This is a genomic window from Curtobacterium sp. A7_M15, assembly GCF_030705415.1.
Classification (GTDB): Bacteria; Actinomycetota; Actinomycetes; order Actinomycetales; family Microbacteriaceae; genus Curtobacterium.
Genome location: NZ_JAUZED010000020.1, coordinates 25,839 through 41,905 on the forward strand (window position 1 = coordinate 25,839; position 16,067 = coordinate 41,905).

The window sequence follows — 16,067 nt, forward strand, 5'->3', positions numbered from 1 at the left end:
CGACCACCCGCCGTCCCCACCTGTGGAGGACGAAGCGGCGGCCGACGAGGAACGCTACCCCTTGATCGCGATGTTCACGAGCTTCGGCGCCCGCACGATCACCTTCACGATCTCGCGATCCCCGATGTACCGCTGCACGTTGGCCGAAGCCCGCGCGAGCGCCTCGAGCTCCGCGGGGTCGATCGACTTCGACACCTCGAACGAGTCCCGGACCTTGCCGTTGACCTGCACGACCGCGGTGAGCGACTCCTGCACGAGCAGCGTCGGATCGGCCTTCCGCCAACCGTACGTGGCGACGGTCGCCTCGTAGCCCAGCTTCTCCCACATTTCCTCGCCGGTGTACGGCGCGAAGACGCTCAGGCCGAGCGCGATGGTCTCGACGGCCTCACGGACGGCGGGGTCCCCCGCGCCCGGACCGTTGTCGATCGCCTTGCGGGTGACGTTCACGAGGTCCATGAGCCGCGCGATCACGACGTTGAACTTGAACGACTCCATCATCCCCGGCGCATCGGCCAGGAACCGGTGGGTGACCTGGCGCAGCGCCCGGTCGCCGTCCGCCCAGACGACGTCGGGCGACGACGTGACGTCGAGCGCCAGCCGGTAGGCACGAGCGAGGAAGCGGGCCGAGGCGGACGGCGAGACGTCCTCCCAGTTGATGTCGTCCTCCGGCGGGCCGGCGAAGCCCATCACCAGGCGGATGGCGTCGACACCGTTCGCGTCGAGCTCGTCACCGAGCGAGACCCCGCCCTTCGACTTCGACATCTTCGAGCCGCCGGACAGCACCATGCCCTGGTTGAGCAGCGCCGAGAAGGGCTCGGTGAAGTCGAGGTAGCCGAGGTCGAACAGCACCTTGGTCACGAACCGCGCGTACAGCAGGTGCAGGATCGCGTGCTCGATGCCGCCGATGTACTGGTCGACCGGCGCCCACTTGCGGGCGACCGCGGGGTCGAACGCCTGCGTGTCGTCGTTCGCCGCCAGGAAGCGCAGGAAGTACCACGACGAGTCGACGAACGTGTCCATCGTGTCGGTGTCGCGGAGCGCGGGAGTGCCGTCCACGGGGTTCGGCACGTTCACCCAGTCGGTGGCACCACCGAGCGGCGAGGTGCCCTTCGGCTTGAGGTCGAGTCCCTCGGTGTCGGGCAGGCGCACCGGCAGCTGGTCCAGCGGCACCGGGTGCTCGGAGCCGTCGGCGCCGTGGATGATCGGGATCGGGGTGCCCCAGAACCGCTGACGCGAGATGAGCCAGTCCCGCAGGCGGTAGGTCTTCGCGGCGCGACCGGTGCCGCGTTCCTCGAGGAGCGTGATGGCGGCGCTGATCGCGTGCTGCTTCGACATCCCGTCGAGCGGCCCGGAGTTGATCATCCGCCCCTGGCCGGTGAGCGCCTCGCCGGTCGCGAACGGATCGAGTGACGGCAGTTCCGTGTCCTCGGTGATCACCGGGATCGCCCCGGTCACCGCGGCGTTCGTGTCGACGACCACGCGGACGGGCAGGTCGAACGCCCGCGCGAAGTCGAGGTCGCGCTGGTCGTGCGCGGGCACAGCCATGACCGCGCCGTGGCCGTAGTCGGCCAGCACGTAGTCGGCGGCCCAGATCGGCAGGCGCTCCCCCGTCAGCGGGTGGATCGCGAAGCGGCCGAGCGGCACGCCGGTCTTCGGGCGGTCGGCGTTCTGCCGGTCGATCTCCGACGTCTTCTGCGTGGCGACCAGGTACTCGTCGAACGCCGCACGAACGTCATCAGGAGCAGCGGAAACCAGCGAAGCGGCCAGGTCCGAGTCCGGCGCCACGACCAGGAACGTCACCCCGTGGATCGTGTCCGGACGGGTGGTGAACACCGTGACGGGCTCGTCGCGCCCCTCGATCACGAAGTCGACGTCGGCGCCGACGGAACGGCCGATCCAGTTCCGCTGCTGCGCGATGACCTTCGCCGGCCACCGTCCCTCGAGCTGGTTGAGGTCGTCGAGCAGCCGGTCCGCGTACTCCGTGATCTTGAAGTACCACTGCGTCAGCTTCTTCTTGACGACGACGGCACCGGATCGGTCCGAGGTGCCGTCGGGCAGCACCTGCTCGTTCGCGAGCACGGTCTGGTCCACCGGGTCCCAGTTGACCCAGCTGTCCTTGCGGTACGCCAGGCCCTTCTCGTACATCTTGAGGAACAGCCACTGGTTCCACTTGTAGTACTCGGGGTCCGAGGTGTGGATCTCGGTGGTCCAGTCGAACGACGGCGCGTAGCGCTTGAACGACGCCTTCTGCTGCTCGATGTTCGCGTAGGTCCAGTCCTTGGGGTCGACCCCGCGCTTGATCGCCGCGTTCTCGGCCGGCAGCCCGAACGAGTCCCAGCCGATCGGGTGCAGCACGTTGAAGCCCTGCTGCCGCCAGTACCGCGCCACGAAGTCGCCGAGCGCCCAGTTCTCGGCGTGCCCCATGTGCAGGTCGCCGGACGGGTACGGGAACATCTCGAGGATGTACTTCCGCGGACGCGTGTCGTCGAGGTCGGTCGTGAAGAGCCCGAGTTCCTCCCAGCGCGGCTGCCACTTCTCCTGCAGACGACGGAAGTCGTAGGCGTTCGGGTCCTCGGGGTACGGCTCGGTGGTCACGGAACTCTCATTCAGTCTGGAGGCACGGATCACGTCCGTCGGACGCGCTCCGGTCATCAAGGATATAAGGCCTGGAGGCACGGATCACCGCACCGACGTGGCCCCACTGCCGACAGGTGGTTGGCTCAGACCGCCGCGAGCCGCCCGTCGCGCATCCGCAGCGTCCGGTCGACGAGGTCCGCCGGCACCGGCACGTGCGACACGATGACGACCGTCCTGCCGTCCTGTCGCGCCGCCCCGACCAGGTCGCGCAGCACGGCGTCGCCCAGGTCCGGGTCGATGTCGGCCGTCGGCTCGTCGAGCACGAGCACCGGGAAGGCGTGCAGGAGTGCCCGGGCGAGCGCGAGACGATGCGCCTGCCCGCCCGACACGAGCGCGCCGCGCTCCCCCACGCCGGCGTCGAGCCCACCGCGCCGGTCCACCCACGCCGCGAGCCCGACCCGGTCGAGCACCGCGAGCAGGTCCGCGTCGGTCGCGGTGTCCCGGGCGAACAGCAGGTTCTGCCGCACCGACTGGTCGAACACGAACGGGTCCTGCTCGATCAGCCCGACGCGGGCACGGACGGCATCGGGGTGCATGTCCTTCGCCTCGACGCCGTCGAGGGTGTACGAGCCCTCGTGGTCGACGAACCGCACGAGTGCGTCCACGAGCGTCGACTTGCCCGCGCCGCTCGGGCCCTCGAGGACGACGACCTCGCCGGGGTGGAGGTCCAGCGACACGCGGTCGACCGCGGCGACCTCGGCTCCGGGCCAGCGCACCGACAGGTCCCGGAGCGAGACTGCGACGGGCCCGTCGACGACGAGCGTGGCGGGATCCGCGTCCGCCTCCGGCTCGGCAACGATGCCCGCCGGCACTCCTGCCGGGACGACCCGCTCCACCCGGTCGGCCGCGGCGCGGACCCGGCGCAGCGTCAGTACCGCGAGCGGGACCCCGCCGACGACCTCGAACAGGGCGAGCGGCACGAACACCGCGAGGGCCCAGAGCGGTCCGTCGAGCGCGCCGGTGACGACCGCGGGCGCCCCGACGGCCAGGATCCCGACGACCGCGCCCCCGCCGACGAGACCGACCAGGGCACCCACGAGCGACTCGACCGTCCCCCGGCGCCGCACCGCCGCGGTCACACCGGCGTCGAGCCGGGCGATGTGGTCGAGCCGTTCGTCGAGCATGCCGTACGCCGCGAAGACGTCGAGGGTCCGGACCGTGTCGAGCACGAGGTCGGCGACGTGGCCGCGATCGGCCGCGGTCTGCGCGTCGGACCGCCGTGCGATCGAGAGCGTCACGACGGACCCGAGCAGCGCGGCGACGGCGAGGGCGACGAGCAGCACGAGGGCCGCCGGCACCGACACGAGGGCGACGGCGACGACCGAGAGCAGCGCGGCCACCCCGGCCGAGACGAGCGGGCCGACGACCCGGATGGGCAGGTCCTGCAGCCGGTCGGTGTCCGTCACGAGCCGCGTGAGGAGGTCGCCTCGACCCGTTGACCCCAGTCCGGCGGGAGCGACCGACGACAGCCGGCGGTACATCTCGGTGCGCACGACCGCGAGCTGCCGGAACGAGGCGTCGTGCCCGGCGAGGCGGTCGACGTAGCGCAGTGCCGCGCGACCGAGGGCGAACGCGCGCACGCCCACCATCACGAGCGTCAGGTACAGGATCGGCGGGTGCTCGGCAGCGCGCGTGATGAGGTAGCCGCTCGCGGCGAGGAGCGCGACGGCGCAGACCGCACTGAGCGCACCGGCGGCGACCGCCTTCGCCCAACCGGCCCCGTGCGGCATCGCGAGCCGGAGGACGGAGGCGGGTCGCGCCTCCCGGGTCATGCCCGCACCCCGTCCACCTGGGTGACCGTGACCGTGCCGCCCGGGTGGACGTCGACGCGGACGTCCGCCTCCCGGACGACCGCTGGTCGGTGGCTCGCGACGACGACGACGGCGCCGTCGTCGGCGAGCCGGCGGAGCGTCGAGACGACGTGCGCCTCGGCGTCGGCGTCCAGCGCGGACGTCGGTTCGTCGAGCAGGACGAGCCGCGACCCGGAGCGCCGCGCCCGGTACAGCGCCCGCGCCACCGCGACGCGCTGCGCCTGGCCGCCGGACAGGCCGCTGCCGCCGGAACCGACCTGGAGGCGCGGGTCGAGTCCCAGCCCCGCCTCGCCGAGGGCGGCGCGGACCGCCGGTTCGTCGGGGGTCGCGCTGAGCGCGACGTTCTCGGCGATCGTGCCGCGGACGAGACGGGGGCGCTGGTCGGCCCAGGTCGTGCGCTCGGCGACCGTGCTGGCGTGGCCCGGTACGGTCACGGCACCGTCGTGGGGCAGCTCGCCGCGGATCGCGGCGATGAGGCTGGACTTGCCGGAGCCGCTGGGGCCGGCGAGGACGACGACCGTGCCCGGTCCGGCGGTGAGGTCGAGCGGTCCGATCACGACGTCCGGGCGGCGGACCGTGACCCCGTCGAGCACCAGGTGGTCGGCGGCGGGGACGGCGTCCGGCTCGTGCACCGGTGCCGTCGTGTCGTCCAGGACGTCGAGCACGGCGGTCGAGGCCTCGACGCCGTCCTGTGCCGCGTGGAAGTCGGCGCCGACCTGGCGGATCGGGGCGAAGGCCTCGGGCGCGAGGACGAGCACGAACATCGCGGCGCCGAGCCCGAGCGAGCCGTCCACCAGCCGGATGCCGATCGACACCGCGACCAGCGCGACGGACAGGCTCGCGGCGAGCTCGAGCGCGAACCCGCTCACGAACGACAGGCGCAGCACCCCGACGGTGCCCCGGCGGTACTCGTCGGTGACCGTGGCGATGCGACCGACCTGACGCCGTGCGCGGCCGAAGACCTTGAGCGTCGCGAGACCCTCGACGGCCTCGGTGAACGCACCGCCGAGCCGCGCGAGGGCGTCCGACTGCTTCCGCTGGAGAGCCTGGGTCGCGAGGCCGATCAGGATCATGAACACCGGGATCACCGGCAGCGCGCAGAGCACGATGAGGCCGCTGGTCAGGTCGCCGAGCCCGATCGCGACGAGCAGCACCGGCGTCGCGACGGCGGTGAGTGCGAGTTGCGGCAGGTACCGGCCGAAGTAGGCGTCGAGGGCGTCGAGCCCGGGTCCGAGCGTGGTCGCGAAGGCCGCGCTCGAGCGCTCCGCGAGCCACGAGGGTCCGCGTTCGGCAGCGCGGGCCAGGACCGTCGCCCGCAGCTCGCTCTTCACCGTCGCCGCCGCACGTGCGGCGAGGTCGTCGGTGGCCCAGGCGGCCACGGCCCGGACGACGAACGCCGCACCGAGGAGCGCGAGCGTCGGGGTGAGGGCGTCCGGGACGCTGCCGTCACGGACGGCGTCCACGCCGAGGGTGACCGCGGCGGCGATCCCCCACGCGATCGCGATGGTGGCGAGCGTGCGGAGGAGGCCGGTGCCGGCGGCCGCGACGATGAAGCCGCGAGCCGTCCGCGACAGCCGCAGCAGGCGCGGGTCGAGCGGCTTCACCGTCGCACCGCCTAGTGCGCTGCCTGGGTCACGTGGGCCCGGGACACGCGCTTGCGGAAGATCCAGTACGTCCACGCCTGGTAGGCGAACACCAGGGGCACGAAGATCAGCGCCACCCAGCTCATCACCGACAGCGTGTACGAGCCGCTCGAGGCGTTGTACACGTTCAGGCTGTTCGCCGGGTCGTTCGTCGCCGGCATCACGTCCGGGAAGATCGCGGTGAACATCGCGAGGACGATCGACGCGATGGTGACCGCCATGAGCGTGAAGGCCCGGCCCTCCTTGCCCCACGCGTTGCAGAGCACCGCGAGGACGAGGGCGAGTGCGGCGACCACCGACAGGACGATCGACGTCGGGGTCGACCGCACGAACGCCATCCAGACCAGGAACGCGGCACCGACGACGATCGTCAGGACGCCGGCCCGGGTCGCGAGGCGCTTCGCCCTCGCTCGGATCTCACCCTCGGTCTTGAGCGCCACGAAGACGACACCGTGCGTGAAGAAGACCAGGAGCGTCGCCACGCCGGTGAGCAGCGCGAAGGGGTTGAGCAGGTCGAACAGCGTGCCGGTGTAGTTGTGGCCGGCGTCCATGGGGATGCCCCGGACCACGTTGCCGAACGCGACGCCCCAGAGGAACGACGGCACGGCGCTGCCGACGATGATCATGAGGTCGAAACGGCGCTTCCACTCGAGGTGCTTGTTCTGGTGCCGGTACTCGAACGAGACGCCGCGGGCGATGAGCGCCGCGAGGATGAGCAGCAGCGCCAGGTAGAAGCCGGAGAACATCGTGGCGTACCACTCCGGGAACGCCGCGAACAGGCAGGCGCCCGCCACGATGACCCAGGTCTCGTTGAGGTCCCACACCGGGCCGATCGTGTTGATCAGGACCCGACGGTCGGTGTCGTCCTTGCCGAGGAACGGCAGGGACATGCCGACGCCGAAGTCGAATCCGTCGAGGACGAAGTAGCCGACGAAGAAGACGCCGACGATCGCGAACCAGAGAACGGGGAGATCCATCAGACTGCGTCCATTCCTAGTACACCGTCACTTCGTGCTTGACCTCGCCGGTCTCCTCGTCGACCTCCGCCGGGGCGGCGGGGCCCTCTTGCGCGACCTTCTTGATGAGCCGGAACTCGACCACCGCCAGGGAGCCGTAGATGAGCGTGAACACGATGAGCGAGATGAGGACCTCGACCCCGGTGACGTTCGGCGAGACGCCGTCGCTCGTCTTGAGCAGCCCGAACACGAGCCACGGCTGGCGGCCCATCTCGGTGAAGATCCAGCCGACGATCATCGCGGCCATCGGCAGCGGGACCGTCCAGGTGGCGATGCGCCACACCCACCGCTTGGTCGGGAACCGGCCCTTGCGGGTCAGCCAGAGCCCGGCGAGCGAGACCATCACCGCGCCGACCCCGAGGGCGATCATCCAGCGGAACGACCAGTAGGTCACCCAGATGATCGGCTTGTAGTCGCCGGGCCCGTAGACCTGCGAGTACTCGGCCTGCAGGTCGTTGATGCCCTCGACCGTGCCGTTGAAGGTGTGCGTGGAGAGGAACGAGAGCAGGTAGGGCACGCGGATGGAGAAGAGTTCGTGCACACCGTCCGGGGTGCCGAGCGTGAAGATCGAGAACGAGGCGTCCTTGCCCGTGGCGGTGTTGTACAGCGCCTCGGCAGCGGCCATCTTCATCGGCTGGGTATCGACCATCGTGAGGCCGAGCTGGTCGCCGGTGAGCACCGTGAGCGCCCCCGCGGCCAGCATCGTCCACATGCCGAACTTGAGCGCCGGCATCATCGTCTCGAGGTTCTGGTTGCGCGCCAGGTGGTAGGCGGCGACCGAGATGATCACCGCGGCGGCGACCATGAAGCACGCGAAGAGGGTGTGCGGGAAGGCGGCCAGCGCGACCTTGTTGCCGAGCACGGCCCAGATGTCCGTGAGCTCCGCGCGCCCCTTGGCCTCGTTCATGGAGAAGCCCACCGGGTGCTGCATGAACGCGTTCGCGGCGATGATGAAGTACGCCGACATGATCGTGCCGGCGCTGACGCACCAGATGCTCGCGAGGTGCAGGCCCTTCGGCAGGCGGTCCCACCCGAAGATCCAGATGCCGATGAACGCCGCCTCGAAGAAGAACGCGAGGATGCCCTCGAGCGCGAGCGGGGCACCGAACACGTCACCGACGAACCGGGAGTAGTTCGACCAGTTCATGCCGAACTGGAACTCCTGCACGATCCCCGTCACGACGCCCATCGCGAAGTTGATGAGGAAGATGCGCCCGAAGAACCGGGTCAGCTGGAGGTAGTGCGCGCGCCCCGTCCGGTACCAGGTCGTCTGGAACACGGCCACGACGACGGCCATGCCGATCGTCAACGGGACGAAGAGGAAGTGGTAGATCGTCGTCAGACCGAACTGCCACCGCGACAGGAGGAGCGGATCGAGGATGTCGTTCATGCGGCGTTTCCGAGCCGGTTCGCCGCGCGCTGTTGGTGCACGTCAGTTGCTTCCTGTGGAGGGGAACTTCTGCTGTCACTGGCCGTTGGGACACCATCACGTTACCTCCCGGACACACGGTTCGACAAGTTGTAGAACCCTCAGTGCACGAATGTGCAGGAGAACTGCACGGCACAACCGTGCGGAACAACGGTGCGCACGGCAGCGCGGACTGCAGCGCTGGAAACGACGACAGGTGCCGGGCTGTTGCCCGACACCTGTCGTTTTGTGCTGATCGGCCGTTACAGCAGGTCGTTGTCCTGCAGGAACGCCTTCGCGACCGAGGCCGCCGACTTCTGGTCGACCGAGTTCTGACGGTTGAGCTCGATGAGCGCGTCGGTCGTGAGGAGCTTGTTCACCTTCTCGATGGCGTCGGCCGCCTTCGAGTCGAGGTCCTTCGACACGATCGGGGTCACGTTGTTCGCCGGCACGAGGTGCTTGGGGTCCTCGAGCGTGACCAGCTTCTCGGTCTTGATCGAGGCGCTGGCGGAGTAGATGTCCGCGACCTGCGAGTCACCGTCCTGGATGGCCTTGATCGTCAGGGGGCCACCGGAGTCGTTCTGCTGGTTGACCTCGCCGGTGATGCCGTACTTCTCCTTGAGCCCCTTCGGACCGTACGCGGCCGTCGCGAACTCGGGGTTGGCGGCGATCGAGATCGTCCCGCCGATCTTCGAGAGGTCGGCGATCGACTTCAGGCCGTACTTGTCCGCGGTCGCCTGCGTCACCGTGTAGGTGTCGGCGTCCGAGGCGTCGGCCGACGGCAGCGCCTTGACGTCCGACGGCAGCGCCGAGTCCAGCGCGTTGTTGATGCCGTCCGTGGTGGTCTCGGTCGTGGTGGACTTGCCGTCCTCCTGCAGGAGGAAGTTCAGCAGGTTGCCGTTGTACTCCGGGAAGACGTTGATGCTCCCCTTCGCGACCTCGGGCCAGTACGCCTTGCGCTGACCGATGTTGAGCTTCTTCGTGACGGTGAAGCCCTCGTGCTCGAGCTCCTGCGCGTAGAGCTCCGCGATGATCTCGTTCGACGGGTACGCCTGCGAGCCGACGACGATGGTCTTGGAGTCCCCGCCGCCGGAGCCGGACGAGAGCGGGTCGCTCGACGAGCAGCCCGCGAGGGCGATGGCGGCCGCGGACGCGACGGCGATGGTCGCGGCGAGACGCCGGGTCGTTGCTGTGATCACGGGTGGGTTCCTTCCACAGGGGTTGATGCTCGTGGTGCTGAGCTGCGGGTGCTCCGACGCGACAGACGCGCTGCCCCGGCGGAGACACCCGCGGGGACGGCGAGCCGCTGCAGCGCGGCGAAGACGATCTCGAACGCGATGGCGAGGGCGATCACCAGGAGGGAACCGCCGAGCACCTCCGCGTAGTCCGAGTTGGCGATGCCGGAGAAGGCGTAGCCGCCGAGCCCGCCGGCGTTGATGTAGCCGACCAGGGTCGCGGTGGCGACGACCTGCAGGACGGCGGCGCGGATGCCGCCGACGATGAGCGGCAGGGCGAGCGGGATCTCGACCTTGCCGAGGATCTGCCACCCGGTCATCCCCTGGGCCCTGGCGGCGTCGACCACGACGCGGTCGATCGCCTCGACGCCGGAGTAGGCACCGGCGAGGACCGACGGGATCGCGAGGATGACGAGGGCGATGAGCGGCGCACCGAGACCCAGCCCGATCGAGAGCGCGAGCAGCGTCAGGACGCCGAGCGTCGGCAGGGCTCGGATGCCGCCCGAGACGCCCACCGCGATCGAGCGCCCCTTGCCGGTGTGCCCGATCAGCAGCCCGACCGGCACGGCGATCGCGACCGCGATCGCGACGGCGAGCAGCGTGATCCAGACGTGCTCCCACAACCGGATGCCGATGGCGTTCGACCCCGTGTTGTTGGCCGGGTCGAAGATCCAGGCGATGCCCTGGGCGAAGAGGTTCATGCGGACACCTCGTTCGCTCGGACGTCGTCGGCGGCGCGGCGACGGACGGCGCGGGCGTTCCGACCGCTCCCCCGTGTCCACGGCATCGCGAGACGACCGGCCGCGACGAGCAGCGCGTCGAACACGAGCGCGAGGACGATGGTCAGGACGATGCCGGTGACGATCTCGGCGCTGATGCCGCGCTTGAGGCCGTCGGTGAGCAGGAACCCGAGGTTCGGCACGCCGATGAGCGCACCGACCGTGATCAGGCTGATCGTGGACACCGACACCACCCGGATGCCGGCGAGCAGGACCGGGCCGGCGAGCGGCAGCTCGACCCGGAAGAACCGTTGCGCGGGTGAGTACCCGAGCGCCTCGGATGCGCCGACCACGTCCTGGTCGACCGCGTCGATGGCGTCGGCGGCGGACCGGGCCATCAGGGCCACGCCGAAGATGGTCATCGCGATCACGACGTTCACCGGGTCGAGGGTGCTCGTGCCGATGATCGCGGGGAGCACCAGGAAGAGGGGCAGGGCGGGGATCGTGTACAGCAGGCTCGCGACGACGACGATCGTCGAGGCGGTCCCCCGGGCCGCGCCGCTCCGCTTCCGCAGGCGCGACACGAGCAGGCCGATCGGGACGGACAACAGGAAGCTGATCACGATCGGCGGGATCGCCAGCCAGACGTGCGCGATCAGGTTGTCGCTGATCGTGTCCGTGTTGCCGAGGACCCAGTTCACGCGTCGCCCCGTCGCTCCTGCGGAACGGCCTCGGCCGCGTCCACGACCTGCACGGGGCCGGTGAGCACGCCGGCGGCCCGTCCCTCGCCGTCGACGACGATCGGCCCGGTGGGGGTCTGCTCGACGCGGAGCGCACGACGGCCGCGGCCGGCGCCGATGAAGTTCGCGACGAAGTCGTCGGCCGGCTCGGCGAGGATCTCGGCCGGGGTGCCGAGCTGGGCGATCTCGCCGCCCTTCTTGAGGATCACGACCTGGTCGCCGAGCTTGAAGGCCTCGTCGATGTCGTGCGTGACGAACACCACGGTCTTGCCGAGCTCGCGCTGCAGCCGGATGAGCTCGTCCTGCAGGTCGTTCCGCACGAGGGGGTCGACCGCACCGAAGGGCTCGTCCATGAGGAGGATGTTCGGGTCGACCGCGAGTCCGCGGGCGACGCCGACACGCTGCTGCTGGCCACCGGAGAGCTGCGAGGGGTACCGGTTCGCGAGCGAACGGTCGAGGCCGACCGTGTCCATGAGTTCGAGGGCGCGTCGGCGTGCGTCCGCCCTCGGGACGCCCGTCAGCAGCGGCACGGTCGCGATGTTGTCGGCGACCCTGCGGTGCGGCAGCAGCCCGGCGTTCTGCATCACGTAGCCGATGCTCCGGCGGAGCTTGACCGGGTCGACGCCCGCGACGTCCTCCCCGTCGATCTCGACGGCACCGGCGCTGGGGTCGACCATGCGGTTGATCATCCGGAGCAGTGTGGTCTTGCCGCAGCCGCTCGACCCGACGAAGACCGTCGTGGTCCTCGAGGGGATGACGAGGCTGAAGTCGTCGACCGCGTTGGTGCCGTCCGGGTAGGTCTTGCGCACCGAGCGGAACTCGATCATGGGTGCCCTTCTGTTCGGAGGTAGCCCGACTCCGAGTGAGAGTACCCGTCGGGTACGACACCCGTTCGGCCGTGACGACGTGTGTCGTGTCCCGGACAGCGCGGGCTCGGACAGCGCGCGCAGCGTCCGGACGCCACGACGCCCGTCTCTCCTGTTCGGAGGACGGGCGTCGTCGGATTGCCGCTCGGCGTGTCAGGAGGCGGCGATCACCGCTTCGAGGTGCGCCCGGCTCATCGTCCGGTACTCCTCGATCAACGCGGAGTCGGGGTTCGCGGGGTCGCGGTGCGCCCGGGCGAGGACGGCGTGCGCGGACTCGGCGAGGACGACCCACGTGCGCTCGATGCGCTCCCCCGTCGGCACCCCGTACCGCTCGTGCATGATCTGGGCCACAGCGCTCCCCAGCGCGGCCATCCGGTCTTCGGCGTCCCCGGTGCCGGTGTCCGCCGCGTCGCCGAAGCGGATCGCCCGGAAGCCCGGCTCGGTGCGGTACATCTCGGCGGTGACGTCGATGAGCGCGTCGCAGGCGGCCTGCCAGGTCGTCGCGCCGCTCGTGTCGAGCGCGGTGACGAACCGCTCGGCCAGGCGCTGGGTGCTGCGGATCGCCAGCGCCTCGACCACGGCTATCCGGTCCGGGAAGTAGCGGTAGACGGTGCCGATGGAGGCCCCGGCCCGCTCGGCCACCATCGCGGTGGTCAGGCGCTCGAACCCGATCTCGTCGATCACCGCGGCGGCGGCGTCGAGGAGGCCGGCGAGGCGCGCCGAACTGCGGGCTTGGACCGGCTCGTTCCTGAGCAGTGATGATCCCCCCGGCAGTGCGTTCGATACCTCGGTGACGAGCACGTGTTCTCCTCTTGCGCCGACAGCGCGGTCATGTGGGTGTGACGGACCAACTGTCGCAGAGACCGGCTGGAATATCGCTGCGACTCTCCCAGGACACGTGTGAGTGCGTACGTGTGCCGGGTGCGACGTGGAATGATGGAACGATGCCCGACCCGACGCCCCACGAGCCGTCGTTGGCCGAGCCGATCCTGCACCGGGCGGCCCGCATCGAGGACGCCGTCCAGGAGTTCCGTGAGCAGCGGGCGCGCCGCCGCGGTCTGGTGCCCACCGTCATCCCGTACACCGGCTACGGCGCGCCCGGATGGGTCCGGGTCCTCTGCCGGGTCCTCCTCACGCGTCGCGGACTCGCCTCCGACGCCTCCTTCTACGGAGTCCGCGGCTGGCGGAGCTTCACGAGCGTCGCGGTCGACGACGCCGAGGTCACGATCACCGCGGGCGGCACCTCACACGTGGTGCAGTCCGACCGGGGCGGTGTGGTCGACACCATCGTGCCGATCGACCTCGAGCCCGGGTGGCGGACGATCAAGCTGTCCGCCGGGGGCATGCGTGACGTCGAGGCGGACGTCTTCATCGTGCACCCGGACACCCGGTTCGGGTTGCTGTCGGACATCGACGACACCGTGATGGTGACCTCGCTCCCCCGCCCGATGCTCGCCGCGTGGAACTCGTTCGTGCTCACGGAGCACGCACGCCGGCCCGTCCCGGGCATGTCCGTGCTCTACGAGCGGGTCCTCGCGCAGCACCCCGGCGCCCCGACGGTCTACCTCTCCACGGGCGCCTGGAACGTCGCGCCGACACTGCAGCGCTTCCTCAGCCGGAACCTCTACCCCTCCGGCACCCTGCTGCTCACCGACTGGGGTCCCACGCACGACCGGTTCTTCCGGAGCGGCCAGCTGCACAAGCAGCAGAACCTCGAACGGCTCGCCCAGGACTTCCCGGACGTGCAGTGGCTCCTCGTCGGCGACGACGGGCAGCACGACGAGTCGCTCTACGGCGAGTTCGCCCGTGCCCACCCCGAGAACGTCGCCGGCGTCGCCATCCGACAGCTCTCCACCAGCGAGGCGGTCCTCGCCGGTGGACGCTCCCGTGCCCAGGAGCGCTCGCGCGAGTCCTCCGCGCCCTGGGTCTACGCACCGGACGGCGCCGGCATGTGGTCCGAGCTGGCGCGGGTCGGCATCACCCGTGCCGACCCGGACGACCCGGCCTGAGCCATCCCTCAGCGACCACCCCCTGCTCCCGAGCAGGCGGTGGTTGGATCAGCCCATGAGCCCGGCTGACACACCGACCAACCGCATCGAGGACCACGCGCTGATCGGCGACACCTACACCGCCGCGCTCGTCGGGCGCGACGGCACCGTCGACTGGGCGTGCCTGCCCCGCTTCGACAGCCCGTCCACGTTCGCCGCCCTGCTCGGGTCGGCGGAGCACGGCGGCTGGTCACTGCGTCCGTCCGACCCCGACGCGACGTCGCACCGTCGGTACGTCGGTGACTCCCTCGTGCTCTCGACGGTCTGGACGACGAGCACGGGCGTGGTCGAGGTCACCGACTTCATGCCGATCGGTGCCCATCGGGCGTCCATCGTCCGGCGCGTCCGGGGCCTCCGTGGCTCCGTCGAGGTGGAGCAGGTCCTCACCGTCCGGTTCGACTACGCTCGCGCGCTCCCCTGGGTCCGGCAGATCGGTGGTGACGAGGACCCGGCGCTGCTGGCCACGGCGGGCCCCGGCTCGGTGATCGTCCGCGGACCCCGCTTCCACGCCCGCGGCCACAGCCACACCGCGACGACGACCGTCCGCGACGGTGAGGTGGTCGACACCGTCCTGACCTGGTACCCCTCGCACCGGGAACCGCCGACGCCGTTGGACGTCACCGAGGCCCTGCGCCGCACGACACGGTGGTGGGAGGACTGGATGGCGCCGGTGCGCACCCACGGCCGGTACGTCGACGCCACCCGACGCTCGCTCCTCCTGCTCCGCGCGATGACCCACGCGGAGACGGGCGGAGTGGTCGCCGCCGCGACCACGAGCCTGCCCGAGGACCCGGGCGGGGAACGGAACTGGGACTACCGGTACGTCTGGCTCCGTGACGCCTCGCTCGCGCTGGCATCGCTCATCGCCCACGGGTACCGCGACGAGGCGACGCACTGGCGCGGCTGGCTCCTGCGGGCGATCGCGGGTGACCCGGCGGACGTCCAGATCATGTACGGCGTCGCCGGCGAGCGGGAGCTCCCGGAGCGCACGCTCGAGAACCTGCCGGGGTACGCGCACTCGACCCCGGTGCGCGTCGGCAACGGCGCCTACACGCAGTACCAGGGGGACGTGTTCGGTGAGGTCCTCGCGGCGCTCCACGACGCACGGGAGCTCGGGGTCGAGGAGAACGCGGACTCCTGGGCGCTCCAACGCGCCCTGCTCGGCTACGTCGAGGAGCACTGGCAGGAGCCGGACAATGGCATCTGGGAGATGCGCGGCCCCCGGCGGCACTTCACGCACTCACGCGCCATGATCTGGGCAGCCTTCGACCGGGGTGTCGCCGCCGTCGAGGAGTTCGGTCTCGAGGGCCCCGTCGACCGCTGGCGGCGGCTCCGCGACGAGGTGCGCGCCGAGATCGAGGAGCACGGATGGAACGCGGAGCGGGGCAGCTACCGCCAGCACTACGACACCGACGAGGTGGACGCCAGCCTGCTCGTCCTGCCGCAGATCGGGTACGTGAAGCCCGATGACCCGCGGATGACGGGGACCGTCGCCGCGATCGAGCAGGACCTCCGGACCGGCGACGACGGGCTCGTGCTCCGGTACCGCACCTCGTCGGGCTTCGACGGCCTCTCCGGCAGCGAGCACCCGTTCCTCGCGTGCTCGTTCTGGCTCGTCGAGCAGTACGCCGCATCCGGGCGCGTCGAGGACGCCGAGCGGCTGATGGACGTGCTCGTCGGCTACGCGAACGACGTCGGGATGCTCTCCGAGGAGATCGACGTCGCCACCGGGCACCACATCGGGAACACCCCGCAGGCGCTGTCGCACCTCACGCTCGTGTCCGCCGCGGACGCGATCGCGCGTGCGCGCGGCACGGCGGCCGGCCACCGGACGCGACTCGCCGTCCACGACGGCGGCACCCGCTCGTGGACCGGGGAAGGCGAGCGGGCGGGCAGTCCCGCCTGACGCAGTGGTCGCCACCACTGTCGGACGGGAGGCACGGT

General features: G+C 70.6%; 12 protein-coding genes. 2 read left to right on the top strand and 10 right to left on the bottom strand.

Annotation, left to right across the window (positions count from 1 at the left end):
• Nucleotides 1–54: 54 nt before the first annotated feature.
• From leuS to Q7F20_RS06005, 10 genes are all read right to left on the bottom strand, one after another.
• Entirely contained in the window at nucleotides 55–2,652 is a 2,598-nt protein-coding gene (leuS, locus tag Q7F20_RS05960) for a leucine--tRNA ligase (RefSeq protein ID WP_370871628.1), read from the bottom strand.
• 68 nt (nucleotides 2,653–2,720) lie between these two features.
• Nucleotides 2,721–4,409 carry a thiol reductant ABC exporter subunit CydC gene (cydC, locus tag Q7F20_RS05965; protein ID WP_305739197.1) on the bottom strand — a complete coding sequence of 563 codons (1,689 nt, stop codon included), beginning with the start codon at nucleotides 4,407–4,409 and terminating at the stop codon, nucleotides 2,721–2,723.
• Complete coding sequence (gene cydD, locus Q7F20_RS05970; RefSeq protein ID WP_305739198.1) at nucleotides 4,406–6,052, bottom strand: thiol reductant ABC exporter subunit CydD; 1,647 nt, start codon at nucleotides 6,050–6,052, stop codon at nucleotides 4,406–4,408. Before cydD ends, cydC begins: the two co-directional genes overlap by 4 nt.
• A gap of 11 nt (nucleotides 6,053–6,063) precedes the next feature.
• Nucleotides 6,064–7,068: a cytochrome d ubiquinol oxidase subunit II gene (gene cydB / locus Q7F20_RS05975; RefSeq protein ID WP_305739199.1), complete on the bottom strand. Its 1,005-nt coding sequence runs from the start codon at nucleotides 7,066–7,068 to the stop codon at nucleotides 6,064–6,066.
• 16 nt (nucleotides 7,069–7,084) lie between these two features.
• Nucleotides 7,085–8,497 carry a cytochrome ubiquinol oxidase subunit I gene (locus Q7F20_RS05980; RefSeq protein WP_305739200.1) on the bottom strand — a complete coding sequence of 471 codons (1,413 nt, stop codon included), beginning with the start codon at nucleotides 8,495–8,497 and terminating at the stop codon, nucleotides 7,085–7,087.
• Between the two features lie 281 nt (nucleotides 8,498–8,778).
• Nucleotides 8,779–9,714 (bottom strand): ABC transporter substrate-binding protein, encoded by a 936-nt coding sequence (locus tag Q7F20_RS05985; RefSeq protein ID WP_305739201.1) that lies wholly within the window; start codon nucleotides 9,712–9,714, stop codon nucleotides 8,779–8,781.
• Complete coding sequence (locus tag Q7F20_RS05990) at nucleotides 9,711–10,451, bottom strand: ABC transporter permease (RefSeq protein ID WP_305739202.1); 741 nt, start codon at nucleotides 10,449–10,451, stop codon at nucleotides 9,711–9,713. Before Q7F20_RS05990 ends, Q7F20_RS05985 begins: the two co-directional genes overlap by 4 nt.
• Nucleotides 10,448–11,170: an ABC transporter permease gene (locus Q7F20_RS05995; protein WP_305739203.1), complete on the bottom strand. Its 723-nt coding sequence runs from the start codon at nucleotides 11,168–11,170 to the stop codon at nucleotides 10,448–10,450. Before Q7F20_RS05995 ends, Q7F20_RS05990 begins: the two co-directional genes overlap by 4 nt.
• Nucleotides 11,167–12,036 (bottom strand): ABC transporter ATP-binding protein, encoded by an 870-nt coding sequence (locus tag Q7F20_RS06000; protein WP_305739204.1) that lies wholly within the window; start codon nucleotides 12,034–12,036, stop codon nucleotides 11,167–11,169. The genes Q7F20_RS05995 and Q7F20_RS06000 overlap by 4 nt, the downstream gene beginning before the upstream one ends.
• Before the next feature lie 192 nt (nucleotides 12,037–12,228).
• Entirely contained in the window at nucleotides 12,229–12,876 is a 648-nt protein-coding gene (locus Q7F20_RS06005; protein ID WP_305739205.1) for a TetR/AcrR family transcriptional regulator, read from the bottom strand.
• A 143-nt stretch (nucleotides 12,877–13,019) separates the two neighbouring features.
• Here Q7F20_RS06005 and Q7F20_RS06010 point away from each other — a divergent pair, with 143 nt between their 5' ends.
• Together Q7F20_RS06010 and Q7F20_RS06015 are read left to right on the top strand one after the other, a co-directional pair.
• Entirely contained in the window at nucleotides 13,020–14,084 is a 1,065-nt protein-coding gene (locus Q7F20_RS06010) for an App1 family protein (protein WP_305739206.1), read from the top strand.
• Nucleotides 14,085–14,139: 55 nt separating this feature from the next.
• Complete coding sequence (locus Q7F20_RS06015; protein WP_305739207.1) at nucleotides 14,140–16,029, top strand: glycoside hydrolase family 15 protein; 1,890 nt, start codon at nucleotides 14,140–14,142, stop codon at nucleotides 16,027–16,029.
• The last annotated feature ends 38 nt before the right edge of the window (nucleotides 16,030–16,067 follow it).